At 60.6% G+C, this 26,726-nt stretch carries 19 protein-coding genes; 11 read left to right on the top strand and 8 right to left on the bottom strand.

The window, feature by feature from the left end; translation table 11 throughout:
• Nucleotides 1-2: 2 nt before the first annotated feature.
• Nucleotides 3-1,382 (bottom strand): exodeoxyribonuclease VII large subunit, encoded by a 1,380-nt coding sequence (xseA, locus tag HNO86_RS01420; RefSeq protein ID WP_175375242.1) that lies wholly within the window; start codon nt 1,380-1,382, stop codon nt 3-5.
• Between the two features lie 150 nt (nt 1,383-1,532).
• Here xseA and HNO86_RS01415 point away from each other — a divergent pair, with 150 nt between their 5' ends.
• A complete protein-coding gene (locus HNO86_RS01415) occupies nt 1,533-2,297 on the top strand; it encodes a sulfite exporter TauE/SafE family protein (protein WP_175375241.1) in 765 nt (254 codons plus the stop codon).
• A 150-nt stretch (nt 2,298-2,447) separates the two neighbouring features.
• Here HNO86_RS01415 and HNO86_RS01410 read toward each other — a convergent pair whose 3' ends face one another.
• Genes HNO86_RS01410 through HNO86_RS01400 form a run of 3 tightly spaced genes read right to left on the bottom strand, consistent with a single transcriptional unit; the run spans nt 2,448 to nt 4,828 of the window.
• Nucleotides 2,448-2,840, bottom strand: coding sequence for a DNA polymerase III subunit chi (locus HNO86_RS01410; protein ID WP_175375240.1), 393 nt, complete (start codon nt 2,838-2,840; stop codon nt 2,448-2,450).
• Nucleotides 2,841-2,848: 8 nt separating this feature from the next.
• Complete coding sequence (locus tag HNO86_RS01405; protein WP_175375239.1) at nt 2,849-3,277, bottom strand: DNA polymerase III subunit chi; 429 nt, start codon at nt 3,275-3,277, stop codon at nt 2,849-2,851.
• A 60-nt stretch (nt 3,278-3,337) separates the two neighbouring features.
• Complete coding sequence (locus tag HNO86_RS01400) at nt 3,338-4,828, bottom strand: leucyl aminopeptidase (protein WP_175375238.1); 1,491 nt, start codon at nt 4,826-4,828, stop codon at nt 3,338-3,340.
• A 323-nt stretch (nt 4,829-5,151) separates the two neighbouring features.
• On the opposite strand from HNO86_RS01400, the gene lptF reads away from it, so the two are divergent.
• The 8 genes from lptF to pdxJ all read left to right on the top strand — a co-directional run bounded on the left by lptF (nt 5,152) and on the right by pdxJ (nt 13,581).
• Nucleotides 5,152-6,270 carry an LPS export ABC transporter permease LptF gene (lptF, locus tag HNO86_RS01395; protein ID WP_175375237.1) on the top strand — a complete coding sequence of 373 codons (1,119 nt, stop codon included), beginning with the start codon at nt 5,152-5,154 and terminating at the stop codon, nt 6,268-6,270.
• Entirely contained in the window at nt 6,263-7,324 is a 1,062-nt protein-coding gene (gene lptG / locus HNO86_RS01390) for an LPS export ABC transporter permease LptG (RefSeq protein WP_175375236.1), read from the top strand. The genes lptF and lptG overlap by 8 nt, the downstream gene beginning before the upstream one ends.
• A 171-nt stretch (nt 7,325-7,495) precedes the next feature.
• Nucleotides 7,496-9,295 carry a translation elongation factor 4 gene (gene lepA, locus HNO86_RS01385; protein WP_175375235.1) on the top strand — a complete coding sequence of 600 codons (1,800 nt, stop codon included), beginning with the start codon at nt 7,496-7,498 and terminating at the stop codon, nt 9,293-9,295.
• 5 nt (nt 9,296-9,300) lie between these two features.
• The gene (lepB, locus tag HNO86_RS01380; RefSeq protein ID WP_175375234.1) at nt 9,301-10,155 is read left to right on the top strand and encodes a signal peptidase I; all 855 of its coding nucleotides are present in this window, start codon (nt 9,301-9,303) and stop codon (nt 10,153-10,155) included.
• 185 nt (nt 10,156-10,340) lie between these two features.
• Nucleotides 10,341-11,030, top strand: a complete 690-nt coding sequence (rnc, locus tag HNO86_RS01375) for a ribonuclease III (protein WP_175375233.1) — start codon at nt 10,341-10,343, stop codon at nt 11,028-11,030.
• A complete protein-coding gene (gene era / locus HNO86_RS01370; protein ID WP_175375232.1) occupies nt 11,023-11,925 on the top strand; it encodes a GTPase Era in 903 nt (300 codons plus the stop codon). Before rnc ends, era begins: the two co-directional genes overlap by 8 nt.
• A gap of 168 nt (nt 11,926-12,093) precedes the next feature.
• A complete protein-coding gene (recO, locus tag HNO86_RS01365; protein WP_175375231.1) occupies nt 12,094-12,783 on the top strand; it encodes a DNA repair protein RecO in 690 nt (229 codons plus the stop codon).
• Between the two features lie 51 nt (nt 12,784-12,834).
• Nucleotides 12,835-13,581, top strand: coding sequence for a pyridoxine 5'-phosphate synthase (gene pdxJ / locus HNO86_RS01360; protein ID WP_175375230.1), 747 nt, complete (start codon nt 12,835-12,837; stop codon nt 13,579-13,581).
• Nucleotides 13,582-13,736: 155 nt separating this feature from the next.
• Here the strand turns inward: pdxJ and mltF are convergent, their stop codons facing one another.
• Entirely contained in the window at nt 13,737-15,197 is a 1,461-nt protein-coding gene (gene mltF, locus HNO86_RS01355) for a membrane-bound lytic murein transglycosylase MltF (RefSeq protein ID WP_175375229.1), read from the bottom strand.
• Between the two features lie 287 nt (nt 15,198-15,484).
• On the opposite strand from mltF, the gene purL reads away from it, so the two are divergent.
• Nucleotides 15,485-19,381: a phosphoribosylformylglycinamidine synthase gene (gene purL / locus HNO86_RS01350; protein WP_175375228.1), complete on the top strand. Its 3,897-nt coding sequence runs from the start codon at nt 15,485-15,487 to the stop codon at nt 19,379-19,381.
• A gap of 5 nt (nt 19,382-19,386) precedes the next feature.
• Complete coding sequence (locus HNO86_RS01345) at nt 19,387-19,698, top strand: YqfO family protein (protein ID WP_175375227.1); 312 nt, start codon at nt 19,387-19,389, stop codon at nt 19,696-19,698.
• Between the two features lie 76 nt (nt 19,699-19,774).
• On the opposite strand, the gene HNO86_RS01340 is transcribed toward HNO86_RS01345, so the two are convergent.
• From HNO86_RS01340 to HNO86_RS01330, 3 genes are all read right to left on the bottom strand, one after another.
• Complete coding sequence (locus tag HNO86_RS01340) at nt 19,775-25,516, bottom strand: membrane-targeted effector domain-containing toxin (protein ID WP_175375226.1); 5,742 nt, start codon at nt 25,514-25,516, stop codon at nt 19,775-19,777.
• Nucleotides 25,517-25,603: 87 nt separating this feature from the next.
• Entirely contained in the window at nt 25,604-26,107 is a 504-nt protein-coding gene (locus HNO86_RS01335; RefSeq protein WP_175375225.1) for a murein L,D-transpeptidase family protein, read from the bottom strand.
• Between the two features lie 59 nt (nt 26,108-26,166).
• Nucleotides 26,167-26,715: an NUDIX hydrolase gene (locus HNO86_RS01330; protein WP_175375224.1), complete on the bottom strand. Its 549-nt coding sequence runs from the start codon at nt 26,713-26,715 to the stop codon at nt 26,167-26,169.
• Between the last annotated feature and the right edge of the window lie 11 nt (nt 26,716-26,726).

Here is a 26,726-nt window from a genome sequence, read left to right as displayed (position 1 = left end):
GATCAATCCAGTAAAGAAAGGGTGACGGGTGTCAGGTGATTGTCTTCGACCCGCACTTGCAGTTCGCCTTCACCCAGCTTGGCCTTCAGGCGCTGGCCGTTTTGGGTTTGCGCAGCGCTGCGAATCGCGTTGCCGCGCTCGTCCAGCAAAATGCTGTAACCACGGCCAAGGGTCGCCAGCGGGCTGACCACGTGCAGGGTCTGCATCTGGCTGTGCAGTTGCAGACGACGGCTTTTCAGGCCTTCGCGCATGGCGCGGGGCAGGCGTTCGGCGAGGCTGTCGAGGCGCTGGCGCAGCATCGCCAGTTGCCGGCCCGGATGCTGCCCGGCCAGGCGGGTTTCCAGGCGGATCAAGCGTTCGCGACGGGTGTTGAGGTTGCGCTCGAAGGCCCGGCGCAGGCGCATGTCCAGATCGTCCAGGCGCTGCGCTTGTTGGCGCAAGCGTTCGCCGGGATGACGCAGACGCCGGGAAATGCCTTCCAGACGCAGACGATCGCGCATCAGGCGGTCGCGCATGCGCATCACCAGGCGCCGGTGCAGGCTCTCGACCCGACGCACCAGATCGCTGGAGTCCGGGGCCAGCAGTTCGGCGGCGGCGGACGGGGTGGGGGCGCGGACGTCGGCGACGAAGTCACTGATCGACACGTCGGTTTCGTGGCCGACGGCGCTGACGATCGGTGTCACGCAGGCATCCACGGCGCGGGCCACGGCTTCTTCGTTGAAGCACCAGAGGTCTTCCAGCGAGCCGCCGCCACGGGCCAGGATCAAGGCATCGAAGCCACGGGCGTCCGCCAGTTTCAGGGCGCGGACGATCTGCGCGGTGGCTTCGCGGCCCTGGACGGCGGTGGGAATCAGGGTCAGCTGCACCTGGGGTGCACGACGGCGGAACACACTGATGATGTCGCGAATCACCGCGCCGGTGGGCGAGCTGATGATACCGATGCGTTGCGGATGCGCCGGCAGCGGCACTTTGCGCTCGGCACTGAACAGGCCTTCGGCGCTGAGCTTTTCCTTCAAAGCGTCGAACGCCAGGCGCAAGGCGCCGTCGCCGGCCGGCTCCACGGTGTCGAGGATCAGCTGATAATCGCCGCGCCCTTCGAACAGCGAGACCTTGCCCCGTACCTTGACCGCCAGGCCGTCTTTCAGCGCCTGGCGCACCCGTGCGGCGTTCTGCCGGAACAGTGCGCAACGCACCTGTGCGCCGCTGTCCTTGAGGGTGAAGTACACGTGGCCCGACGCCGGGCGCGCGAGGTTGGAGATTTCGCCCTCGACCCAGATATTGCTGAACACGTCTTCAAGCAACACCCGCGCACGGCCGTTGAGCTGAGTAACGGTCAGGACTTCGCGGTCCAGGCCGAGTCTTGCAAAGGGATCTTTAATCATGGGGCGCAGTTTAAAGGCATTCCCGAGCCGAATGCACGACCCCTTGTAGGAGCTGCCGAAGGCTGCGATCTTGATCTTTAAAGAGCAAGATCAAAAGATCGCAGCCTGCAGTACATGATTTAGCCAGCTCCTACGCAGGGATTGAGTGACATGCTGATTGATTGGTTGGGCCAGTGGCAGTTTGGCGCTGGGGAATGGGTGGTGATTGGGGGCGGCGTTGCACTGGCCTACATTGTTTTCGGCATCGCCGGCTTCGGCACCGCATTGGTCGCCGGGCCGATCCTGATCCTGTTCATGCCACTGTCGAAAATCGTCCCGCTGCTGGTGCTGCTGGATTTCGTCGCAGCCTTCGGCAACCTGCTGCCTTCACGCCGGGACGTGGCCAGGCCCGAGCTACTGCGGCTGCTGCCGTGCATGGCGGTGGGCTGCACCCTTGGGGTGATTTTCCTGCTGAACCTCAAATCCGACCTGTTGCTGCTATTGATGGGGCTGTTCATCAGTGCCTACGCGATTTACAGCCTGTGGATAAAAGCCCGTCCGGCGCAATTGTCGGCCGCATGGTCAGTGCCGATGGGCACGGTGGGCGGGATGTTCGGGGCGTTGTTTGGCAGTGGCGGCTTTTTGTACGCGATTTATCTGAACAGCCGACTGCCCAAGGATGAAGCCCGGGCGACCCAAAGCGCGCTGATCAGTTGCAGCACGGTGGTGCGTTTGAGTCTGTTTGCGCTCGCCGGGGTGTATTCGGATGTGCCGTTGCTGGTGTTGGCGGTCTGCTTGCTGCCGGCGATGGCGCTGGGATTGTGGGTTGGTCGGCGTTTGACCAGGCGCTTGTCCCGGGAGGCGTTTGTGCGGTTGGTGACGTGGCTGGTGCTGGCGAGCGGGATTGCGTTGATTGGGCGTTATTTGAGCACCTGAGAGCGGACTCTTGGTGAGGTGTCGTTGTGGCGAGGGGGCTTGTCGAAACGTCGCACCGCCCCGTTGGGTCGCGAATCGGCCCCAAAAAGAGGGGCCTGCTACGCAGTCCAACGGGGCAAGCCCCCTCGCCACAGGGATCCCGGGTGTCCTTTAGTCGTTGTACTGACTCAACAACCGCTCAAGCCGCGCGCTCAAGCGGCGTTTGATTTCGGTTTCGATGTGCGGGGCGAAGTCGTCGATCACGTCTTGCATGATCAATTGCGCGGCGGCGCGCAGTTCGCTGTCGAGGTACAGCTGGGCTTCGGCGTTTTTGTCGGCGCTCGGTGCAGGTTCTGCAGCAGCAGGCGCGGAAGGGGCGGGTGCGACGGCCGGTTCAGGTTCGCTGACGGCGTCGAACAGCATCGGAATCTGTTCCTGATCGCCTGCTTCGACCGTGTCGGTCAAAAGCGGCGGTTGCAGGTTGTCATCGCCGAGCAATTGGCGGATCGACTCGAGGTCGTCCAGCAGGTGCGCGGATTTTTGCAGCGGTTTTGGAGTGTCCATCGGAATGCTCAGAGTCGCTGTAAACGGTGATCTTGCAGAGGATAGCCCTGTTCGCGGTAGAAACGGAAACTCTCCCGCGCGGCCTGGCGGATCACCGGATCTTCGACCACCACTTCCGCCACGCGGGCGAAACGCTGGGCAAAAGCGGGGATCTTGAGGTCCAGGTTGACCAGCAAATCCTGATGTTGACCGCAATCATCGCCACTACCCAGAACGATCAGCCCGTCCGGTTCGCTTTCCGCGGGACCGTGGGGCACGAAGCTTTCGCCCTTGAAGGCCCACAGGCGCGCATCCAGATCGTCACGCTGGGCGGCGTCGCTGCAATGCAGATAGACACGGTGGCCCATGCGCCAGGCTTTTTCCGTGAGTTTGCAGGCGAAATCCAGGCGTGCCGAAGGATCGGCGCTGGGCAGGATATAGAAGTCGACTTTGGTCATTGCGGTTCCTGAGCCAGGGGCGGCGCTGCCCGCAAGCAGCGCCGCCCCTGGTCATCGGTTTCAGGCTTTGGCGCGGTCCAGCAGGTATTGGGTCAGCAGCGGGACCGGACGGCCAGTGGCGCCCTTGTCCTTGCCGCCGCTGGTCCAGGCGGTGCCGGCGATGTCCAGGTGCGCCCAGTTCAGGTTCTTGGTGAAGCGCGACAGGAAGCAGGCCGCGGTGATCGTGCCGGCTTTCGGACCGCCGATGTTGGCGATGTCGGCGAACGGGCTGTCCAGCTGTTCCTGGTACTCATCGAACAACGGCAGTTGCCAGGCGCGGTCATCGGCGGCCTTGCCGGCGCTCAGCAGTTGGCCGATCAGCTCGTCGTTGTTGCCCAGCAGGCCCGAAGTATGGGAACCCAGTGCGACCACGCAGGCGCCGGTCAGGGTGGCGATGTCGATCACCGCCTGCGGCTTGAAGCGCTCGGAGTAGGTGAGGGCGTCGCACAGCACCAGACGGCCTTCGGCGTCGGTGTTGAGGATTTCCACGGTCTGGCCGCTCATGGTGGTGACGATGTCGCCCGGACGCGAAGCGGTGCCGCTCGGCATGTTCTCGGCGCAGGCCAGGATGCACACCAGGTTGATCGGCAGCTTGAGTTCCAGCACGGCACGCAGGGTGCCGAACACGCTGGCGGCGCCGCCCATGTCGTATTTCATTTCATCCATGCCGGCGCCCGGCTTGAGGCTGATGCCGCCGGTGTCGAAGGTGATGCCCTTGCCGACCAGCGCGTACGGCTTCTCGGATTTCTTGCCGCCGTTGTATTGCATGACGATCAGGCGCGGCGGCTGGGCGCTGCCCTGGCCGACGGCGTAGAACGAACCCATGCCCAGCGCCTTGATCTTCTTCTCGTCGAGCACTTCGACTTTCAGATCCTTGAATTCCTTGCCCAGGTCCTTGGCCTGCTCGCCGAGGAAGGTCGGGTGGCAGATGTTCGGCGGCAGGTTGCCCAGGTTGCGGGTGAAGGCCATGCCGTTGGCGATCGCGGTGGCGTGGGTCACGGCGCGCTGCACTTCGGCCTGGGCAGCCTTGATGGTCAGCAGGGTGATTTTCTTCAGGGCGCGCGGTTCGGCTTTCTGGCTCTTGAACTGGTCGAACTGGTAGCCGCCGTCCATCAGGGTTTCAGCCAGCAGGCGGGTCTTGCCGTAGCTGTCGCGACCCTTGACGACGATTTCGTCCAGGGCCAGTACCGCGTCGCTGCCGCCCAGGCCCTTGAGGGTGTTGAGCACGCCGGCGATGATTTTACGGAACGGACGGTCGCCCAGTTCTTCATCCTTGCCCACGCCCACCAGCAGCACGCGTTCGGCCTTGAGGTTCGGCAGGCTGTGCAGCAGCAGGCTCTGGCCGACTTTGCCGGACAGGTCGCCGCGCTTGAGAACGGCACTGATGGCGCCGCCGCTGAGTTCGTCGAGTTGTTTGGCTGTGGCACCCAGCTTGCGGCCTTCGCCGACGGCGACGACCAGCGTGGCGGTCTTCAATGTTTCCGCGTTAACACTTTTTACAACCAGTTCCATGTCCAGGTCCCTGAATTGATGGTCAACTCGCAAGCGCTCGACAGCGGGTGTGCGTCGCTTGCTTATAAATAGAAGGCGCCAGCAGTGTCTGGCGACGAAGGCCGCAGTTTGAACCTCGCTACCTGCGCCTGACAACCCTTGGTCATACGATTGTAGGGTGGTGAACAGGGCCGTTGCGGCAGGTGTCCGGATGCATTGCGAAGTGACAGGCGCACACAATCACAGGATAATGCGCCATCTTTTTTCGGCGGCTCTGCCCTGCGGGCTGTCTGAAGTGTTTGCTTGTTTGGCCGCCTTAGCCTGACAACCCTGGAGTGTCTGGTTTGATCGTCTTCCGTTATCTATCCCGCGAAGTCCTGTTGACCTTGAGCGCCGTAAGCGCCGTGCTGCTGGTCATCATCATGAGCGGACGCTTCATCAAGTACCTCGCGCAAGCGGCTTCGGGCCAACTGGATCCGAGCTCGCTGTTCCTGATCATGGGCTTTCGCCTGCCGGGCTTTCTGCAGCTGATCCTGCCGCTGGGCCTGTTCCTCGGGATCCTGCTGTCTTACGGTCGCCTCTATCTTGAAAGTGAAATGACCGTGCTGTCGGCCACCGGCATGAGCCAGCAACGCCTGTTTCGCATGACCCTGTTCCCGGCCGCCCTGGTGGCGCTGGTGGTTGCATGGTTGAGCCTGAGCCTGGCGCCGCAAGGGGCCAATCAGTTCCAGCTTCTGCTGAACAAGCAGGACGCCCTGACCGAGTTCGATACCCTGGAGCCGGGTCGCTTCCAGGCCCTGCGCGACGGCACCCGGGTGACCTACACCGAACAGCTGTCGGATGACCGGGTCAATCTGGCCGGCGTGTTCATTTCCCAGAAGAACCTTTCTTCCGACCAGAAAGACCGCGGGATTTCGGTGCTGGTGGCCGAGAAGGGCCGTCAGGAAATCCGCGCCGATGGCAACCGCTACCTGATTCTCGACAACGGCTACCGTTACGACGGTAATCCGGGGCAGGCCGATTACCGGGCGATTCACTATCAGGAATACGGTGTACTGCTGCCCAAGCCGGATGTCAGCGATGAAGTGACCGACCGCGATGCCATGACCACCGCGTCCTTGCTGAGCAGTGACGACATCCGTTCGCGCACCGAGCTGCAATGGCGCCTGTCCCTGCCGTTGCTGGTGTTCATCGTGACCCTGATGGCGGTGCCGCTGTCGCGGGTCAACCCGCGCCAGGGCCGTTTCCTCAAGCTGCTACCGGCGATTCTTCTTTATATGGCTTACCTGACCATCCTGATTGCCGCTCGCAGCGCCCTCGAAAAGGGCAAGATTCCGCCCGCGCTCGGTCTGTGGTGGGTGCACGGGATATTCCTGCTCATCGGCCTGGGCCTGCTCTACTGGGAGCCCTTGCAGCTGAAGCTGGCGAGTCGTCGCAGCGCGCGGGAGGTGGCCCGTGGTTAAGCTCGACCGCTACATCGGTAGCAGCGTGTTCATGGCGATCCTGGCGGTACTGGGGATCATTCTCGGTCTGGCGACACTGTTTGCGTTCATCGATGAGATGGGCGATGTCAGCGATACCTATACGTTGCTCGATGTCCTGAGTTACGTCTTGCTGACGGCGCCGCGTCGTCTGTACGACATGCTGCCGATGGCCGCTCTGATCGGTTGCCTGATCGGTCTGGGCAGTCTGGCCAGCAACAGCGAACTGACCATCATGCGCGCGGCCGGGGTTTCGGTCGGGCGGATCGTCTGGGCGGTGATGAAACCGATGCTGGTGCTGATGGTGGTGGGGCTGTTGATCGGCGAGTACGTCGCGCCGGCCACTGAAAGCACCGCGCAGGCCAACCGTTCGCTGGCCCAGGGCAGTGGCGACGCGCAAAGCGCCAAGCACGGCCTGTGGCACCGTCAGGGCGACGAGTTCATCCACGTCAATTCGGTACAACCCAACGGCATCCTGTACGGCGTGACCCGTTATCACTTCGACAAGGAACGGCACATGGTGTCGTCCAGCTTCTCCAAGCGTGCCGAATTCCAGACCGATCACTGGCAGTTGAGCGATGTGACCACCACCTTGTTCCACGAACGCAGCACGGAAGTGGTCAACACCCCGGTCGAGCGCTGGGACGTGGCGTTGAGCCCGCAATTGCTGAGCACGGTGGTGATGGCGCCCGAATCGCTGTCGATCTCCGGTCTGTGGGGCTACATCCACTATCTGGCGGACCAGGGTCTGAACAACGGCCGTTACTGGCTGGCTTTTTGGGTCAAGGTGTTGCAACCGCTGGTCACCGCCGCCCTGGTGCTGATGGCGATCTCCTTCATCTTCGGCCCGTTGCGCTCGGTAACCCTGGGTCAGCGCGTGTTTACCGGCGTGCTGGTGGGCTTTACCTTCCGCATTGCCCAGGATTTGCTGGGGCCGTCGAGCCTGGTGTTCGGCTTCTCGCCGCTGTTCGCGGTGCTGGTACCCGCCGGGATCTGCGCCCTGGCGGGGCTCTGGCTGTTGCGTCGCGCCGGCTAAAAGCGAGCCATTTACGTCTTTTGTCTCATCTGAAAACGCCCCTGTCGCAAGACCGGGGCGTTTTTGTACCTGCCGTCTGACCTGCGAACGTGACGCTAGCGCCGTGGATCAGGTACAATTCCCGGCTATTTTTCGGCGGGCTATGCCTGCAGCCTTTTTGAGTGTTGATCCGTGAGTGATTTGAGTCATATCCGCAATTTCTCCATCATCGCCCACATTGACCATGGCAAGTCGACGCTGGCCGATCGCTTCATCCAGATTTGCGGCGGCCTGGCCGAGCGTGAAATGGAAGCCCAGGTACTGGACTCCATGGACCTTGAACGTGAGCGCGGAATCACCATCAAGGCGCACAGTGTCACGCTGTACTACAAAGCCCAGGATGGTATTACCTACCAGCTGAACTTCATTGACACCCCCGGCCACGTTGACTTCACCTACGAAGTCAGCCGCTCGCTGGCGGCCTGTGAAGGTGCGCTGCTGGTGGTCGACGCAGGCCAGGGCGTTGAAGCGCAGTCGGTTGCCAACTGCTACACCGCGATCGAGCAGGGCCTGGAAGTGATGCCGGTCCTGAACAAGATCGACCTGCCGCAGGCCGAGCCTGACCGCGTGAAGGACGAAATCGAGAAAATCATCGGTATCGATGCCACCGACGCGGTCACTTGCAGCGCCAAGACCGGCCTGGGCGTCAATGACGTGCTCGAGCGCCTGGTCACCACCATTCCGGCGCCGGTCGGCAATATCGAAGATCCGCTGCAAGCGTTGATCATCGACTCCTGGTTCGACAACTACCTGGGCGTCGTGTCCCTGGTACGCGTACGCCACGGCCGCGTGAAGAAAGGCGACAAGATCCTCGTCAAATCCACCGGCAAGGTCCACCTGGTGGACAGCGTTGGTGTGTTCAACCCGAAACATACCGCCACCACTGACCTGAAGGCCGGTGAAGTGGGCTTCATCATCGCCGGCATCAAGGACATTCACGGTGCGCCGGTGGGCGATACCCTGACCCTGAGCTCCACGCCGGACGTCGACGTGCTGCCAGGTTTCAAACGCATTCAGCCGCAGGTCTACGCCGGCCTGTTCCCGGTCAGCTCCGACGACTTCGAAGACTTCCGTGACGCCCTGCAAAAGCTCACCCTGAACGACTCGTCCCTGCAGTACACCCCGGAAAGCTCCGACGCACTGGGCTTCGGCTTCCGTTGCGGCTTCCTCGGCATGCTGCACATGGAGATCATCCAGGAGCGCCTGGAGCGCGAATACGACCTGGACCTGATCACCACCGCGCCGACGGTAATCTTCGAGCTGTTGCTCAAGACCGGCGAGACGATCTACGTCGATAACCCGTCGAAACTGCCGGACCTGTCTTCGATCGAAGACATGCGCGAGCCGATCGTGCGCGCCAACATCCTTGTGCCGCAGGAACACCTGGGCAACGTCATCACCCTGTGCATCGAGAAGCGTGGCGTGCAGCACGACATGCTGTTCCTCGGCAACCAGGTGCAGGTGACCTACGATTTGCCGATGAACGAAGTGGTCCTGGACTTCTTCGACCGTCTCAAATCCACCAGCCGCGGCTATGCTTCGCTCGATTACCATTTCGATCGTTACCAATCGGCTAATCTGGTGAAGCTGGACGTGCTGATCAACGGCGACAAGGTCGATGCCCTGGCGCTGATCGTGCACAAGGACAACGCGCACTACAAAGGGCGCCAGTTGACCGAAAAGATGAAAGAACTGATTCCACGGCAGATGTTCGACGTGGCAATCCAGGCCGCCATTGGTGGTCAGATTGTGGCGCGTACAACCGTCAAGGCACTCAGAAAGAACGTATTGGCCAAATGCTACGGTGGTGACGTCAGCCGTAAGAAAAAGCTGCTGGAGAAGCAAAAGGCCGGTAAGAAACGCATGAAGCAGGTCGGTAACGTGGAAATTCCACAAGACGCCTTCCTTGCCGTGCTCAGGTTGGATAGTTAGGTCCTATGTCGCTAAATTTCCCGCTGTTGCTGGTTATCGCTGTATTCGTCTGCGGTCTGTTGGCGTTGCTCGATCTGCTGATCCTGGCGCCGCGTCGGCGGGCCGCCATTGCTTCCTACGAGGGCAGCGTCAGCCAGCCTGACGGGGTGGTGCTGGAGAAGCTGAACAAGGAGCCGTTGCTGGTCGAGTACGGCAAATCGTTCTTCCCGGTGCTGTTCATCGTGCTGGTGCTGCGTTCGTTCCTGGTGGAACCGTTCCAGATTCCGTCCGGCTCGATGAAACCGACCCTGGACGTCGGCGACTTCATCCTGGTGAGCAAGTTTTCCTACGGAATCCGCCTGCCGGTGATCGACAAGAAAATCATCGAAGTCGGCGAGCCACAGCGCGGCGATGTGATGGTGTTCCGCTACCCGAGCGACCCGAACGTCAACTACATCAAGCGTGTGGTCGGTCTGCCGGGTGATCAGGTTCGTTACACCGCCGACAAGCGTCTGTTCGTCAATGGCCAGTCTATTGCCGAGCAACTGATCGGCTCCGAGCCGGGCACGCTGGGCAGCGCCGAGCTCTACAAGGAAAAGCTCGGCGTCGCCGAGCACCTGATCCGCAAGGAAATGAGCCGCTACCGCGCAACGCCGGACCGTACCTGGACCGTGCCTGCCGGCCACTACTTCATGATGGGCGACAACCGCGACAACTCCAACGACAGTCGCTACTGGGATGATCCGAACATTCCCAAGGATCTGCTGGGCATGGTTCCCGACAAGAATATCGTCGGCAAGGCCTTTGCAGTCTGGATGAGCTGGCCGGAACCCAAACTCAGTCACTTGCCGAATTTCTCGCGGGTTGGCCTGATTCAGTAATCACACACGGCGCTGTTGAACACAGCGCCGAATGCATTTCTGGAACCGACGGATTTCGGGGCCGAAAGCATGAAGCCAATGATATTCAGGACGTTATTTTTGAACACAGCGTTAATTGTCCCAAGCCTGCGCCGCATCTCGGTGATGGCGGTGGAATCCAACCACGAACTCAGCGTGGGTAAACCGTGAGCGCCTCTCTAAGCCGTCTCGAGCGTCAGCTCGGTTACACCTTCAAGGACCAGGAGCTGATGGTCCTGGCCCTGACTCACCGCAGCTTTGCCGGGCGCAACAACGAGCGCCTGGAATTCCTCGGTGACGCCATCCTCAACTTCGTCGCCGGCGAAGCACTGTTCGAGCGCTTCCCGCTGGCCCGCGAAGGCCAGTTGTCGCGTTTGCGTGCACGCCTGGTGAAAGGTGAGACCCTGGCCGTACTGGCCCGTGGTTTCGATCTGGGCGAGCACCTGCGCCTGGGTTCCGGCGAGTTGAAAAGCGGCGGTTTCCGTCGTGAGTCGATTCTGGCCGATGCCCTGGAAGCGCTGATCGGTGCGATCTACCTGGACGCCGGCATCGAAGTGGCCCGCGAGCGCGTACTGGCCTGGCTGGCCGGCGAGTTCGAGGGCCTGACGCTGGTCGACACCAACAAGGACCCGAAAACCCGCCTGCAGGAATTCCTGCAGTCCCGCGGTTGCGAGCTGCCACGTTATGAAGTGGTGGATATCCAGGGTGAGCCGCATTGCCGGACGTTCTTCGTCGAATGCGAAATCATCCTACTGAACGAAAAAAGCCGGGGTCAGGGTGTGAGCCGTCGTATTGCCGAACAGGTAGCGGCCGCCGCAGCACTGATTGCCCTGGGTGTGGAGAATGGCAATGACTGATACAACCGCAACTCGCTGTGGCTACGTTGCCATCGTCGGCCGTCCGAACGTGGGCAAGTCCACGTTGCTCAACCACATCCTCGGCCAGAAGCTGGCGATCACCTCGCGCAAGCCGCAGACCACCCGTCACAACATGCTCGGTATCAAGACCGAGGGCGATGTGCAGGCGATCTACGTCGACACCCCCGGCATGCACAAGGGGGGCGAAAAGGCCCTGAACCGCTACATGAACAAGACCGCTTCGGCGGCGTTGAAAGACGTCGATGTGGTGATCTTCGTGGTCGACCGCACCAAGTGGACCGAAGAAGACCAGATGGTCCTCGAGCGTGTGCAGTTCGTGACAGGTCCCTTGATCGTCGCGCTGAACAAGACCGACCGCATCGAAGACAAGGCCGAGCTGATGCCGCACCTGTCCTGGTTGCAGGAGCAGTTGCCGAACGCGCAGATCATCCCGATTTCAGCGCAGCACGGGCACAACCTCGACGCGCTGGAGAAGGTGATTGCCGAGCAGTTGCCGGAAAACGATCACTTCTTCCCGGAAGACCAGATCACCGACCGCAGCAGCCGCTTCCTCGCCGCCGAGTTGGTGCGTGAAAAGATCATGCGCCAGATGGGTGCCGAGCTGCCGTACCAGATCACCGTCGAAATCGAAGAGTTCAAGCAGCAGGGGGCAACCCTGCACATTCATGCGCTGATCCTCGTCGAACGTGACGGCCAGAAGAAAATCATCATTGGCGACAAGGGCGAGCGCATCAAGCGCATCGGCACCGAAGCGCGCAAGGACATGGAGCTGCTGTTCGACTCCAAGATCATGCTTAACCTCTGGGTGAAGGTTAAGGGTGGCTGGTCCGATGATGAGCGTGCGTTGCGGTCGTTGGGTTACGGCGACCTGTAAACCTTCAGGTACTGCACAGATCCATTGTGGGAGCGGGCTTGCTCGCGAAAGCGGTTTATCATTCAACATCCTGGTTGACTGACACGCCGCCTTCGCGAGCAAGCCCGCTCCCACATTGGTTTCGGGTTGATTATCGGATCGCATTTTCAAAAGAGCCCCCTGACTTACATGTCGCAAACCCCGCCCATCGGCCAACCCGCCTACGTCCTCCACACCCGCGCCTACCGCGAAACCAGCGCCTTGGTGGACTTCCTCACGCCCCAAGGGCGATTGCGGGCGGTAATGCGCAGTGCGCGGGGCAAGGCCGGGACGCTGGCGCGGCCGTTCGTGCCGCTGGAAGTGGAGTTTCGTGGGCGCGGGGAGCTTAAGAATGTCGGGCGCATGGAAAGTGCTGGGGTTTCCACCTGGCTGCACGGCGAAGCGCTGTTCAGCGGGCTCTACCTCAACGAACTGCTGATTCGCCTGCTGCCCGCCGAAGACCCGCACCCCGGCGTGTTCGATCACTACGCCGCGACCTTGCTGGCCCTGGCCGAAGGTCGGCCGCTGGAGCCGTTGCTGCGCTCGTTCGAATGGCGCCTGCTGGATGACCTGGGTTACGGCTTTGCCTTGAGCACCGACATCCACGGCGAGCCCATCGCGCCAGATGGCCTCTATCGCCTGCAGGTGGATGCCGGACTGGAGCGGGTCTACCTGCTGCAACCCGGGCTGTTCAACGGCGTCGAACTGCTGGCCATGTCTGAAGCCGACTGGTCCGCCCCCGGTGCGCTGTCGGCAGCCAAACGCCTGATGCGCCAGGCGCTGGCGGTTCATTTGGGCGGTCGGCCGCTGGTATCCCGAGAGTTGTTTCGAAAGCCGTAAATTCCCCGTGTATGCTGTGCACCGAACTTTCTCTTCTTCTGGAGCGTTTCCGTGACCACCAGCACCCGCATTCTTCTTGGCGTGAACATCGACCACGTCGCCACCCTGCGTCAGGCCCGCGGCACCCGCTACCCGGACCCGGTCAAGGCAGCCCTGGACGCGGAAGAGGCGGGCGCTGACGGTATCACCGTGCATTTGCGCGAAGACCGCCGGCACATTCAGGAGCGCGACGTGCTGGTGCTCAGCGAAGTGCTGCAGACCCGCATGAACTTCGAAATGGGTGTCACCGAAGAAATGATGGCGTTCGCCGAGCGCGTTCGTCCGGCGCACATCTGCCTGGTCCCGGAAACCCGTCAGGAACTGACTACCGAAGGCGGCCTGGACGTGGCGGGGCAGGAAGCGCGGATCAAGGCGGCAGTTGAGCGCCTGTCGAAGATCGGTTCGCAAGTGTCGCTGTTCATTGATGCCGACGAGCGGCAGATCGAGGCGTCGCGCCGCGTCGGTGCGCCGGCCATCGAACTGCACACCGGCCGTTACGCCGATGCCGAGACGCCGACCGAAGTGGCTGAAGAGCTCAAGCGCGTCGCCGACGGCGTGGCCTTCGGTCTGGCCCAGGGCCTGATCGTCAATGCCGGCCATGGCCTGCATTACCACAACGTCGAGGCAGTGGCGGCGATCAAGGGCATCAACGAACTGAACATCGGCCACGCGCTGGTGGCGCATGCGCTGTTCGTGGGCTTCAAGTCGGCGGTCTCGGAGATGAAGGCGCTGATTCTGGCGGCTGCCGCCAAGGCCTGACCCCCGTAGGAGCGAGGCTTGCCCGCGAAGGCGTCAGGACAGCCAACATTGAGGTTGGATGATCCGGCCTCTTCGCGGGCAAGCCTCGCTCCTACGGGGTGTGTTGTTCACAAAGTCTGCAGTAGCCCCATGAACCTGTGGGGGCGCGGTGTCTGTCAGAGCGGTGGGGTTTCCTGCGCCGGCTTGCTCTTGTCGATGCCAGGCACATGCAGGTTGCCCTCGGCCACCTGATCGCCTTCAAGCTGTGGCTGCGTGACCCAGGTCAGGATGTCGTAGTAGCGGCGGATGTTCGCCACAAAATGCACCGGCTCGCCGCCGCGGGCGTAGCCGTAGCGGGTCTTGCTGTACCACTTCTTCTCGGACAGGCGCGGCAGGATCTTCTTCACATCCAGCCATTTGTCCGGATTGAGTCCTTCCTTGGCCGCCAGCTTGCGCGCGTCATCCAGGTGGCCGCTGCCGACGTTGTAGGCCGCCAGGGCAAACCAGGTGCGGTCCGGCTCCTGGATCGACTCGTCCAGCTGATCCTTCATATAAGCCAGGTACTTGGCGCCGCCCATGATGCTCTGCTTCGGATCGAGGCGATTGGACACGCCCATGGCCTGCGCGGTGTTCTGGGTCAGCATCATCAGGCCGCGCACGCCGGTCTTGGAGGTCACGGTCGGTTGCCAGAGGGATTCCTGATAGCCCACCGCCGCCAGCAGGCGCCAGTCGACCTTTTCCTTCTTGGCGTAGGCCTTGAAGTGCTGTTCGTACTTGGGCAGGCGTTGTTGCAGGTGCTGGGCGAAGGTGGTGGCGCCCATGTAGCCGAGGACGTCGACGTGCCCGTAGTACCGGTCCTTCAGACGTTGCAGGGTGCCGTTCTTCTTGACCTTGTCGAGGTAATCGTTGACCTCGTTGAGCAGGCTGTTGTCATCCCCGGCTGCCAGGGCCCAGGCCTGGTCCCGGGCATCGCCCAGGTCGAAAGCAACCCGGATGTTGGTGAAATACACCTGGTTCATCGCCACTTCGTTGGAGTCCACCAGGGTCAGGTCGATCTGACCTTCGTCCACCATGCGCAGGAGATCAACGACCTCGACCGCGTCGGACTCTTCGTACTCGATGCCGGGAAATTTCTGTTTCAGCTGTGCCAGCTGGTCGGCGTGGGTGCTGCCCTTGAGCACCATGATCTTCTTGCCCACCAGATCCTTGGCGTCGGTCGGCCGGGACTGGCCGTTGCGATAGATGATCTGCGGGGTGACTTCCAGATAGGAGTGGGAGAAACGCACCTGTTTCTTGCGTTCCTCGCTGCTGACAAGACCCGCGGCGGCCAGCACCGGGCCGTTGGGCTTGCCGACCTGACTGAACAGGTCGTCGAGGTTGTCGGCGGTCTCGATCTTGAGTTCGACCCCCAGATCGTCGGCGAAGCGCTTCACCAGCTCGTATTCGAAGCCGGTTTCACCGTTGCGATCCTGAAAGTAGGTGGCGGGGCTGTTTCGGGTAACCACCCGCAGCACACCATCCTCCTTTACGCGCTCGAGGGTGTTGGGTTTATCAACACAGCCACTGAGCATCAGGAAGAGTCCGGTTGCGATCAGCCATTTGGCGTATCGCGGACGCAAAGCCGTTGGGGAAAACATTTGCGCAGTATACGCAAAGGACCAGCAGCGCCATATCTCGACAGCAAAGGGCTAGTCTGCTAGAGCGGCAAAAACCGCTGTGGAGCCCGCAGGAATGGGCTTTGCTGGCATTTTGTGACAGTGAAAATATCCCCGGGCAAAGGGCCTGATCGGCCCACTTGAGCGGGCGCAATGGCCCGCCCGACGTCCGGGTGCAACCGTGCAGAGCGTTACGGCTGATTTCGTGGGCTGTTTAGGCTAGAATGCACGGCCTCAAAGCACACCCCCTTCCCGAGGCTGTCCCGAAGATGTTGATCCTGCGCGGCGCTCCTGCCCTTTCTGCCTTTCGCCACAGCAAACTCCTTGAGCAACTGAGCCAGAAGGTTTCGGCTGTCAGTGGCCTGTACGCTGAATTCGCTCACTTCGCCGAAGTTACCGGCGTCCTGACCGGCGACGAACAGCAGGTGCTCGCGCGCCTTCTGAAGTACGGTCCAAGCGTTCCGGTCCAGGAGCCGACCGGTCGTCTGTTCCTGGTGCTGCCGCGTTTCGGCACCATTTCGCCATGGTCGAGCAAGGCCAGCGACATCGCCCGCAACTGCGGCCTGACCAAGATCCAGCGCCTGGAGCGCGGCATTGCGTTCTACGTGGCCGGCCAGTTCAGCGACGCTGAGGCGCAACTGATCTCCGACACCCTGCACGACCGCATGACCCAGATCGTGCTGGGCAGCCTGGAGCAGGCTGCCGGTCTGTTCAGCCACGCCGAGCCCAAGCCGCTGACCGCGATCGACCTGCTCGGTGGCGGCCGCGCCGCACTGGAGAAGGCCAACGTCGAACTGGGCCTGGCCCTGGCAGAAGACGAGATTGACTACCTGGTCAACGCCTTCGTCGGCCTCAAGCGCAACCCGCATGACATCGAACTGATGATGTTCGCCCAGGCGAACTCCGAGCACTGCCGTCACAAGATCTTCAACGCCAGTTGGGACATCGACGGCGAGAGCCAGGAAAAAAGCCTGTTCGGCATGATCAAGAACACCTACCAGATGCACAACGAAGGCGTGCTGTCCGCTTATAAGGACAACGCTTCGGTGATCGTCGGTTCCGTGGCCGGTCGTTTCTTCCCGGACCCTGAAACCCGCCAATACGGCGCGGTGCAGGAGCCGGTGCACATCCTGATGAAGGTCGAGACTCACAACCACCCGACTGCGATCGCCCCGTTCCCGGGCGCTTCCACCGGTTCCGGCGGCGAGATCCGCGACGAAGGTGCAACCGGTCGTGGCGCCAAGCCGAAGGCCGGCCTGACCGGCTTCACCGTATCGAACCTGCAGATCCCGGGCTTCGAACAGCCGTGGGAAGTGCCGTACGGCAAGCCTGAGCGCATCGTCAACGCGCTGGACATCATGATCGAAGGCCCGCTGGGCGGCGCTGCGTTCAACAACGAATTCGGTCGTCCGGCCCTGACCGGCTACTTCCGTACCTTCGAGCAGTCGATTACCACCCCGCACGGCGACGAAGTACGCGGTTACCACAAGCCGATCATGCTGGCCGGCGGCATGGGCAACATCCGTGAAGAGCACGTGCAGAAAGGCGAGATCGTCGTCGGCTCCAAGCTGATCGTGCTTGGCGGCCCGGCAATGCTGATCGGCCTGGGTGGCGGTGCTGCCTCCTCCATGGCCACCGGCACCAGCTCGGCGGACCTGGACTTCGCTTCGGTACAGCGCGAAAACCCGGAAATGGAACGTCGCTGCCAGGAAGTCATCGACCGTTGCTGGCAACTGGGTGACAAGAACCCGATCAGCTTCATCCACGACGTGGGCGCGGGCGGTCTGTCCAACGCCTTCCCGGAACTGGTCAACGACGGCGACCGTGGTGGCCGTTTCGAACTGCGCAACATTCCAAACGACGAGCCGGGCATGGCCCCGCACGAAATCTGGAGTAACGAATCCCAGGAACGTTACGTCCTGGCAGTCGGCCCGGCCGACTTCGAGCGCTTCAAGGCGATCTGCGAACGCGAGCGCTGCCCGTTCGCCGTGGTCGGCGAAGCCACTGCCGAGCCGCAGCTGACCGTCACCGACAGCCACTTCGGCAACAGCCCGGTGGACATGCCACTGGAAGTGCTGCTGGGCAAGGCGCCGCGCATGCACCGTTCGGTCAAGCGCGAAGCCGAGCTGGGCGACGATTTCGATCCGTCGACCCTGGACATCGCCGAGAGCATCGAGCGCGTCCTGCATCACCCGGCCGTGGCGAGCAAGAGCTTCCTGATCACCATCGGCGACCGTACCATCACCGGCCTGGTGGCCCGTGACCAGTTCGTCGGCCCATGGCAGGTTCCGGTGGCCGACGTTGCCGTTACCGCCACCAGCTTCGACGTCTACACCGGTGAAGCCATGGCGATGGGTGAGCGTACTCCGCTGGCACTGCTGGACGCTCCGGCGTCGGGCCGCATGGCCATCGGCGAAACCCTGACCAACCTCGCGGCATCGCGCATCGGCAAGATCTCCGACATCAAACTGTCGGCGAACTGGATGTCCGCCGCCGGTCACCCGGGCGAAGACGCGCGTCTGTACGACACCGTGAAAGCGGTCGGCATGGAACTGTGCCCTGAGCTGGGCATCACCATTCCGGTGGGCAAGGACTCCATGTCCATGGCCACCCGCTGGAACGAAGAAGGTGTGGAGAAAACCGTCACCTCGCCAATGTCGCTGATCGTTACCGGTTTCGCGCCAGTGACCGACATCCGCCAGACCCTGACCCCGCAACTGCGCATGGACAAGGGCACCACCGACCTGATCCTGATCGACCTGGGCCGTGGCCAGAACCGCATGGGCGCCTCGATCCTGGCCCAGGTTCACGGCAAGCTCGGCAAGCAGGCGCCGGACGTCGATGACGCCGAAGACCTCAAAGCCTTCTTCGCGGTGATCCAGGGCCTCAACGCCGACGGTCACCTGCTGGCTTACCACGACCGTTCCGACGGCGGTCTGCTGACCAGCGTCGTGGAAATGGCCTTCGCCGGTCACTGCGGCCTGAACCTGAACCTCGACAGCCTGGCGGAAACTTCCGCCGACATCGCCGCGATCCTGTTCAACGAAGAACTGGGTGCGGTGATCCAGGTTCGCCAGGACGCCACTCCGGACATCCTCGCGCAGTTCAGCGCAGCCGGTCTGGGCGACTGCGTGGCGGTGATTGGTCAGCCGATCAACAACGGCGAGATCAACATCAGCTTCAACGGCGAAAGCGTGTTCGAAGGCCAGCGTCGTCTGCTGCAACGCCAGTGGTCCGAGACCAGCTACCAGATCCAGCGTCTGCGTGACAACGCCGACTGCGCCGATCAAGAGTTCGACGTGCTGCTGGAAGAAGACAACCCGGGCCTGAACTTCAAGCTCAGCTACGACGTGAACCAGGACGTCGCCGCGCCTTACATCAAGAAAGGCATTCGTCCACAGGTTGCCGTACTGCGCGAGCAGGGCGTCAACGGTCAGGTGGAAATGGCGGCCGCGTTCGACCGCGCCGGCTTCAACGCGATCGACGTGCACATGAGCGACATTCTGGCCGGCCGTGTCGACCTGAACGACTTCAAGGGCATGGTCGCTTGCGGCGGCTTCTCCTACGGTGACGTACTGGGTGCCGGTGAAGGCTGGGCCAAGTCGGCGCTGTTCAACAGCCGCGCCCGCGATGCGTTCCAGGGTTTCTTCGAGCGTACCGACAGCTTCACCCTTGGCGTGTGCAACGGTTGCCAGATGATGTCCAACCTGCACGAACTGATTCCGGGCAGCGAATTCTGGCCGCACTTCGTGCGTAACCGTTCCGAGCAGTTCGAAGCCCGTGTGGCGATGGTGCAGATCCAGGAGTCCAACTCGATCTTCCTGCAAGGCATGGCCGGTTCGCGTATGCCGATCGCCATTGCCCACGGTGAAGGCCATGCCGAGTTCGCCAGCGAAGAAGCACTGCTGGAAGCCGATCTGTCCGGTTGCGTGGCGATGCGTTTCGTCGACAACCACGGCAAGGTCACCGAGAAATACCCGGCCAACCCGAACGGCTCGCCGCGCGGGATCACCGGTCTGACCAGCCGCGACGGTCGCGTGACCATCATGATGCCGCACCCGGAGCGTGTGTTCCGCGCCGTGCAGAACTCGTGGCGTTCGGACGACTGGAACGAAGACGCACCTTGGATGCGTATGTTCCGTAATGCTCGTGTGTGGGTTAACTAAGAGCTGTGTACAAGCTGAGCTTCTTCGTTCCCGACAGCCATGTCGAGACGGTCAAAAGCGCTGTATTCGCCGCCGGTGGCGGACGGATCGGCGCTTACGACCACTGCGCCTGGCAGGTGTTGGGCCAAGGCCAGTTTCGACCATTGGACGGCAGTCAGCCGTTCATTGGCGAAGCAGGGCAGGTCGAACGCGTCGAGGAGTGGAAGGTTGAGCTGGTGGTGGCCGATGAGCTGATTCGCCCGGTAGTGGCGGCGCTGAAACAGAGCCATCCCTACGAGACACCGGCTTATGAAGTGTGGCGGTTGGAGGATTTCTGATTCTCGGACTGTCATAGCAAAACCCGCTGCCATGAATATCAGCGGGTTTTTTTTGCGCGTGATTTTTATGTCTATGTTACGTGGCTGAAGGGGCGGATCTGAGTCCTACATCCGATTTGAGCATTTCAATCAGCGTGAACAGCTTTTCAAAACGCTGCTCTTTTTTGTCCCAGCGATCTATGAAAAACAGTCCTTTGTCGTCCACTTGGATCGGTGTGCTGACAATTTCTCCAGTTCCGGAACGGTGTATCAGATTGGTTTCGGCGTTCGATGGCTGTTCCAGCAAAAAGTGTCCCGACTGGGTTAGTCGTGTCCTGTCGACGGGCGGGAAGACCTCGGGTGCTGGTATTTTGGCGTCCGCGACATTCAGGTAGAAATCGCCGCGAAGAGCTTGTGACCTGTCTGTCGCGGGACCGATCTGCCAGAAGCCGCGATGGATACCTCTGGACAGTCTCGGGTGAGTGTCCTTGACATGCAGGCTGACAGCGCCAAGCATCTCGGTCAGCCCGGGAACTGCAAGGTTATTGTTGGTGTGGGCACTGCCGACAAAGGCGATCCACTTATGCGGCCCCTGTGCCGCCTGATCGGCCTCGATGACGCGGGTCGCGAAGTAACTGAACATCCTGTTTCTTGAAAGGTCCGGGTTGTTAATACCTTTGAGGTGATAGCTGGCAAGGCAGTCGAGGGCCCTGATGCGAATACCATATTTGCCTGCCGCTTGTACCACTCCCGAGTAGGTATTGGGGCCGCTGTAAGAGAGCATATGGCCTCTGTCCTGGCGGATAAGGTAATTCTTGAGTCCTTCGGGAAGCTGTTGGGTTAGATGGAACATGTCCAGTTCAGCCTGATGCAAGTCAGTCAGCAAATGTTCAACGTAGATCGTCTTGAATCCTGCCTCCTTGAAACTTTTCATCTGTTTTATCAACAGGGCCTTGCTTGACTGATGAGCATGTCCTTCGCCGATGACAAGTCCCGCCACTGGACTCTCTGCCACCTGTTTCAGAAACGATTGAGGCGTGGTGCTCGCAGTGATATCGGGCAATGCAGGCCTGGCGGGTGGTACATAGTCAGCGAAAAAACTGTCGGCCGCGTCTTTCAGGTGTTTGCGATGGTCGATGAAGGTGTTGAGCGCATGTTGGGACGCAGGGTCGGTCATGAAGTATTCAGGATTCAGGCCATGTCGCCCAGTGGACTGACGTGCAATCTCATCGCGCAAAGAGGGCTCAAGGTCGAAGTCGCTGAAATGCTGAACGCTGGAAGCGGGTTCGACGGTAGCCGATGGCATCGGCTCGGGTGACTTGTACGACGTGTGGATTGCCATGCGGTAATCACCTTTGGCCCGTGCATCACCCGCAATCGCGCCTGGAGTGTCCAGGCTGATACCCACTGGCGTGTTCGGCCCGACATCTTCAATGCGCAATGCCACGGCGTTTTGCAGGTCTGCCAGACCGGGCGTTCCATTGTGCGCGCGCATACGTGATTGTTCGACCAAGGCGATCCAGCGCTCCTGTGGTGAGTCGACAAAATCGCCTTCAATGACTTTATGAGAGTAAAAATTCCTCAGTGGGTTGGGTTGCGCAATCGTCGGCGAGCTCTGACGCAGGAGCAGGACATCGTCCAATTGGTAACTGGTGGAGGCATCCAGTGCATGGATTTTTATGCCCTTTTCCCGAGCCTTGCGCACGAGTGCGAGGTGAGAGTGCTCTGCGTTCGGCGCGAAGCCCAGGGACCAATCGATGGCCTTCAAGTGCTGCTCAATGTGTCGCCAGGACTTACCCCTGTTGAGCTTCTCAATTTTCAGGCGAAATATGTCCCCCGGCAGAAACTCTACATATAGATGCTTGAACCCCTTTTCGATCAAGGCATCCATGTTGGCGATCAATGCCTGTTTACTGGCTACGGATCCGGTGACGGCGCCGATGATCAGGTTTTTGTTACCCGCAAAGGCATTACTGTCGATCAGATGCGTCAGAGATGATCCCGTATCGATAGCTGGAAGATTAACTTGGGAGGGGAGAGGGGCGAGTTCGCTGAAGTAGCGCTGCGCGTCCGTTGTCAGGCGCTCGACTTGTTTACGGTAGATGACTCGCGTTGCACTGAGTCGCTCGACTGCATTGTTCACGATGCCGCTGTTGGAACCCGGGAACTCCTCTGCGCCAGCGGTCAGCGTGGTTCTAAAGTTCGGATTCATTGCGAGCTCCATCATGCTCCAGTTTGCTGGCGGCATCCCATAGTCTTTATGCGGTCCTGATGTTTCCGGCACCGCGTTGTACTTCGGCGCACCTCCCGACACGCCGCTACGGACCATCGTGCCGTCGGTGTTGAGCATCGCCAGGCGACCGGTCGAGAGCCACTTACCGTCGGGATCAAGCCGATGCAGCAAGTAGCGGCCGATCGCATCCGGAGTTTTCGGCGCCCAGAGTGCTCGCCCCTCGAAGAGTACCGGTTGCATGTCCGCCACGTTGGGCCGCGCAGGTTCCAGTCGATCGATCAGTTTCATGGCCTGGACGTGCTCCGGGCCAGCGGTGGTCAGTCGTGTTGATCGGCGGATCGGTGGGAGGGCGCGTAGCGCCGGACGCAGATCGGTGAGTAGCGCGCCGGCACTGTTGAGCAGGTAACCTGCGAAGTGCTCGAGTGCAGTCGACGCATCACCCTGGTTGTAGGCGTGCAGGGCGAGCATGGCATCCTTGAAAGCCAGTAACAGACCGCTACTCAAGCTCAGGATCGGGAAAGGGGCGGTGGCAATGGTCGTCACCCATTCGACACAGGTCCAGAGTATGCCGGTGATCATCTGTGTGCGGTTGGTCGTACTTGCGTAAACGTCATCAATCCTGCGTTGCAATTTCATGTCGTACAGCGCCAGGCGCAGATCGGACACCGGTTTTACCGAAATGATCGAGTCGTAAAGCGCCGGGCTTGCCGTGCTTTTATCCAGATCGGCGGGCAATTGCGACTTGGCTGCCTCCAGAAATGTGCGGATTTTGACTTGGGATTGGGCGCTGACTCGGCTAATGAGGTATTGGAGCATCCCGGGCTGCTGTTTCAGCAGATAGTTGAACGTCCGGGCATACCTGATGCTGATGCCATCGGGGGCGCCAGGGGTATAAAGCAGGACAGGATTATCACCGTGGCTGAATAACCAGGTATCTATCACCCATTCACCATCAATCATCAGGCGATGGATTGCGTAGCGAGTTCGCGTCGGCGAAGCGGTTTCGCCCATGCTGGCGATGCTTTGCTCCAACCATTGCAGGTCAATCGAGCTGATGTGTCCCTTGAGCTGACACTCCAGTGCGGCGTGTTGCATCTGCCGCTGAGTGATTGCCAGTGTCGCGTCGCGTCTGTGTGCATAGCCAGCGCTTTGGCGATCTTGCAGTTCAGCCTTGACCTTGTCTATGTAACGCTCGCCGATCCAGACACCGGTGATCGAGCGTGCAAATTTTTCTGCGGTCAGGGCGCTCAAGTCGATACCTGGCGGTCCTTTGAATTGCGCCGCACGCGAAAACTTTTCATCGAGAAAACCTACTCCATCGGCATAGCCGTCACGAAATAACTGGGTGTATGACTGCGGCTGCGCAGTGGATGCTCCGACAACGGCTATTGGCGAGTAGGCCCAAACAGTGTCCGGATCAACGTCGTTGGCGCTGCGGTTGAGCAAATGGTTCAGACGTTTTTTCGCCTGTTCGTGCACATAGGTTTCAAAGCTCGGGAAATTGGCTTGCGATGCAGGATCATCGTTGAAGGTGCGCAGGGCACCTTCGGCGTCCTCGGCCAGCGTCGTGAGCTTGATCCTTGTCGCCAGGGGCGCCGAGCGATACCAGAGCGGAGTACTGAAATCGTAGTTATCGACTCTCGTGGCCAATAGGTGGTTTGCCATTGACGTCAGGCAGTCGGCGTGACTGCCGGGCGTATTGAGTTCGACCTTTTTGTATTCCTGCGCTTCGGGCTTGAAGCTCAGGCTGTTCAAGACTTGTCGAAGACTGTTGCGAAAACGCAGGGGGGCGCGCGTGATCAGGTATTCGCTCATGCTCTGCGATGCGGTTGTGCCCTGATCGGCATCAGCCCACGCAAGGATATGGGTCTGGCACTCGCGCTCACTGTCGAACCCCCGAAATTGCTGGGCTCGCGGTGCTTCTGGCGTGCAGAGCAACACGCGTTTGATCGTGCCGTTGGTGTCAGCCTCACGCAGCACCCAAAGATCTTGAAGTACAGCACCATGCAATGACAAAGCGCTGGCGCTCAATTGTTTATCGCCACCTGTACACAGGCGCTGAATCAACCGGTAATCCTCATCGCGCAAGTGGCCTTGCAAAACGGCAGCATAGGCCAGCGCATTGATTCGTCGATCGAGCATGTGTTCTATGGCACGCCTGACGTCGGGCAGCGCATGGATAGTGTTTTGTGCAGCGGCAAAATCGACCCGCGGTTGCAGGGTCGCCAGTTGCTGCGCTAGCCAGTCTGGGGTCAGGTCCTTGTACGCATCGGGCAAGGGCGCGTGGTTGTAGGTGAGGGTGGTGTTTTTCTGGAAATCCGAATCCGCGGATTCGTCTCCGCTATGAAGACCACGCAAGGCCAGTTCGAGCATGTCCCGCCGCTGTTCATAATGACCGACTCCGGTGAAATGACGGCGTGTGACGACATGCAGTCGTTCAGGTTCCAGGTCATCAATCTCCAGCTCATCGCTCAAGCGCTCAAGCCATGCGTGACGGGCAAGGGATTGTGGATTCATGACCGGCCCCAAGAGATCCAACAAGCGCTGGCGCGCCTGGTTGTATTCGCCCAAGTGCAGGGATAGCTCGGCTCGTCGGGTCATGTTGGTGCTGCGATACCAGTCAGGTGCACTGGCATAGAGGCTCCGTTCGAGCAGGGTATGAGCGCGCAATTCAAGGCGGGAAGTCAGGATGGGCACGGCATCACCAATGGCCCGGTCCAGAGCGCTATATAAGCGCGCGGCGTCTTGCTCCGGGTTGTCGGCAAAACCAAGGGCGAACTCGACATCCTGCGTGCGTTTGGCAATCAGGGCGTCGTAGAGGTGTTCAAACAAGGGCTCGCTGTCGATAGGCGTTAGTGTCAGCGGCCAGATTCCCGCCACGGTCAATGCTTGATAGCGCATGGGCAGTAGCCGCATGAGCTCATCGCGTCCTGTGGGGGAGTCCATGATGTTCAGTAAGTGGGCGTTCAGCTCGGACAGGGAGTCGAAAGATTCGATGCCTCTGGAGGGGGTAAAAAGCAGCACTTGTCCGAGGTCTTGCCTATCCTGAAGGTCGCTCGCCAGAGGGCTGTTTTTTTGCGTGGCGACAAAGGCGCCAGCCCATTCGACACTGTGGTCCTGATAACCGAACTGCAAAGCGTAGAGGCCGGGGCGAAATACTGGGCCAAGCCCTATGTTTTCCAACATTTTGCCGGCCTGGGGATGCAGCAGGCGATCCTGGACGGCCAGTCGAGCTTCGTGCTCGATGGCGGTGAGTCCCGCATCGTAAAGCAGGAAGGATTTTGCCGGCTTTGCGTCGATTGGTTCGCGCAGATCCATATCCAGCAAATGCGTATTGAGTGTCGCCTTGAGCTTGGTGAGTAGCTGCTTGCCCGCCGGCTTTTGCAGATCGACGTTCTCCAGTGCTTGATAGTGAGAGCGACTTTTGCGAATAAACGCTATCTGGAAGCTTTTCAGATGGTCATTTATTCGTTTCAGGTAGCGTTGCTCGGCCGTAGGTTCCACGGCTGGCAGGAGTCGGGATTCGGTCGTGAGCAGATAATGACCGATCTGATTGAGATAGCCTTTGATCTCTTCAAAGGACGGTGCGGCTGCGGATGTGCTCATGGGCACTGTCTCCATGCTGACGGAAGGGTCGTCAGCATGGAGGGGGCAACCTGTGCGCAGGCGTTAGATAATTGTATGGCGGGGCGGTTACGGACGAATTTCGATCATGGTGCCATCCGGCACCAGGTTCCAGACTTCGCGCATGTCCACGTTGCGCATGGCGACGCAACCGTCTGTCCAGTCCAGGGTGTGGAACAGTTCCTCGGGATTTTCCTCGGTATGCGGGGTGCCGTGGATCATGATCATGCCGCCCGGATCGACGTTTTCCCGGCGCGAGCGAGCGGCGTCGCTGATGTTCGGGTAGGAGATATGCATCGACAGGTTGAATTTGTCACTGACCTTGCGCCAGTCGATCCAATAGAAGCCTTCAGGGGTGCGGCGATCGCCTTCCATCAGTTTCTGTCCCTTGGGGTTGCGGCCCAGGGAAATGCGATAGGTCTTGAGCGGCTTGCCGTCATTGATCAATTGCAATTGGTGGGCGGACTTGAGAACCAGGACTTTCTCGATGACCTTGCCGTCGTACATCCCCACAGTGGAAGCCTGGGAGAACGCAGCGAACGACAGGCAGAACAGGGCAAGCAACCAGCGCATTGAAACGATTCCCCAGACGGTGTCGCGACTATGTGTTTTCTATTTATTTATAGATGTTTTTAGTTGGCAGGCTGAGCCAGTGGCGGGATCGACTCGGATCGTACGGGGTAGACCTCGGCCCGCCGGTCAGCGAAGAAGCATTCTAAGGTACGGCCCACGGTGCGGAAAGCCAGCTCGTCCCACGGGATGTCCGCTTCGTCGAATAATTGCACTTCCAGGCTTTCCGGGCCCGGGGCGAAGTCCAGGTCGGCCAGCTCTGCGCGGAAGAACACATGCACCTGGCTGATGTGCGGTACGTCGATCAGGGTATAGATGGAGAGGTTGCGCACCCGGGCGCAGGCTTCCTCGGCGGTTTCGCGCATGGCGGCCTGTTCGATGGTTTCACCGTTCTCCATGAATCCGGCGGGCAGGGTCCAGTAACCCAGGCGCGGCTCGATGGCGCGGCGGCACAGCAGGACCTTGGTGCCCCAGGTCGCCACGCAGCCGGCGACGATGTTGGGGTTCTGGTAATGGATGGTCTGGCAACTGTCGCAGACGAAACGCAGACGCGAATCGCCTTCGGGAATGCGCTGGGTGACCGGGTTGCCGCACTGGCTGCAAAATTTCATGCTTGGGTTCC

The organism is Pseudomonas sp. C1C7 (assembly GCF_013359595.1).
GTDB lineage: Bacteria > Pseudomonadota > Gammaproteobacteria > Pseudomonadales > Pseudomonadaceae > Aquipseudomonas.
Note: the sequence above shows the minus strand (reverse complement) of the source record. Positions and strands in the feature narration are given on the sequence as shown.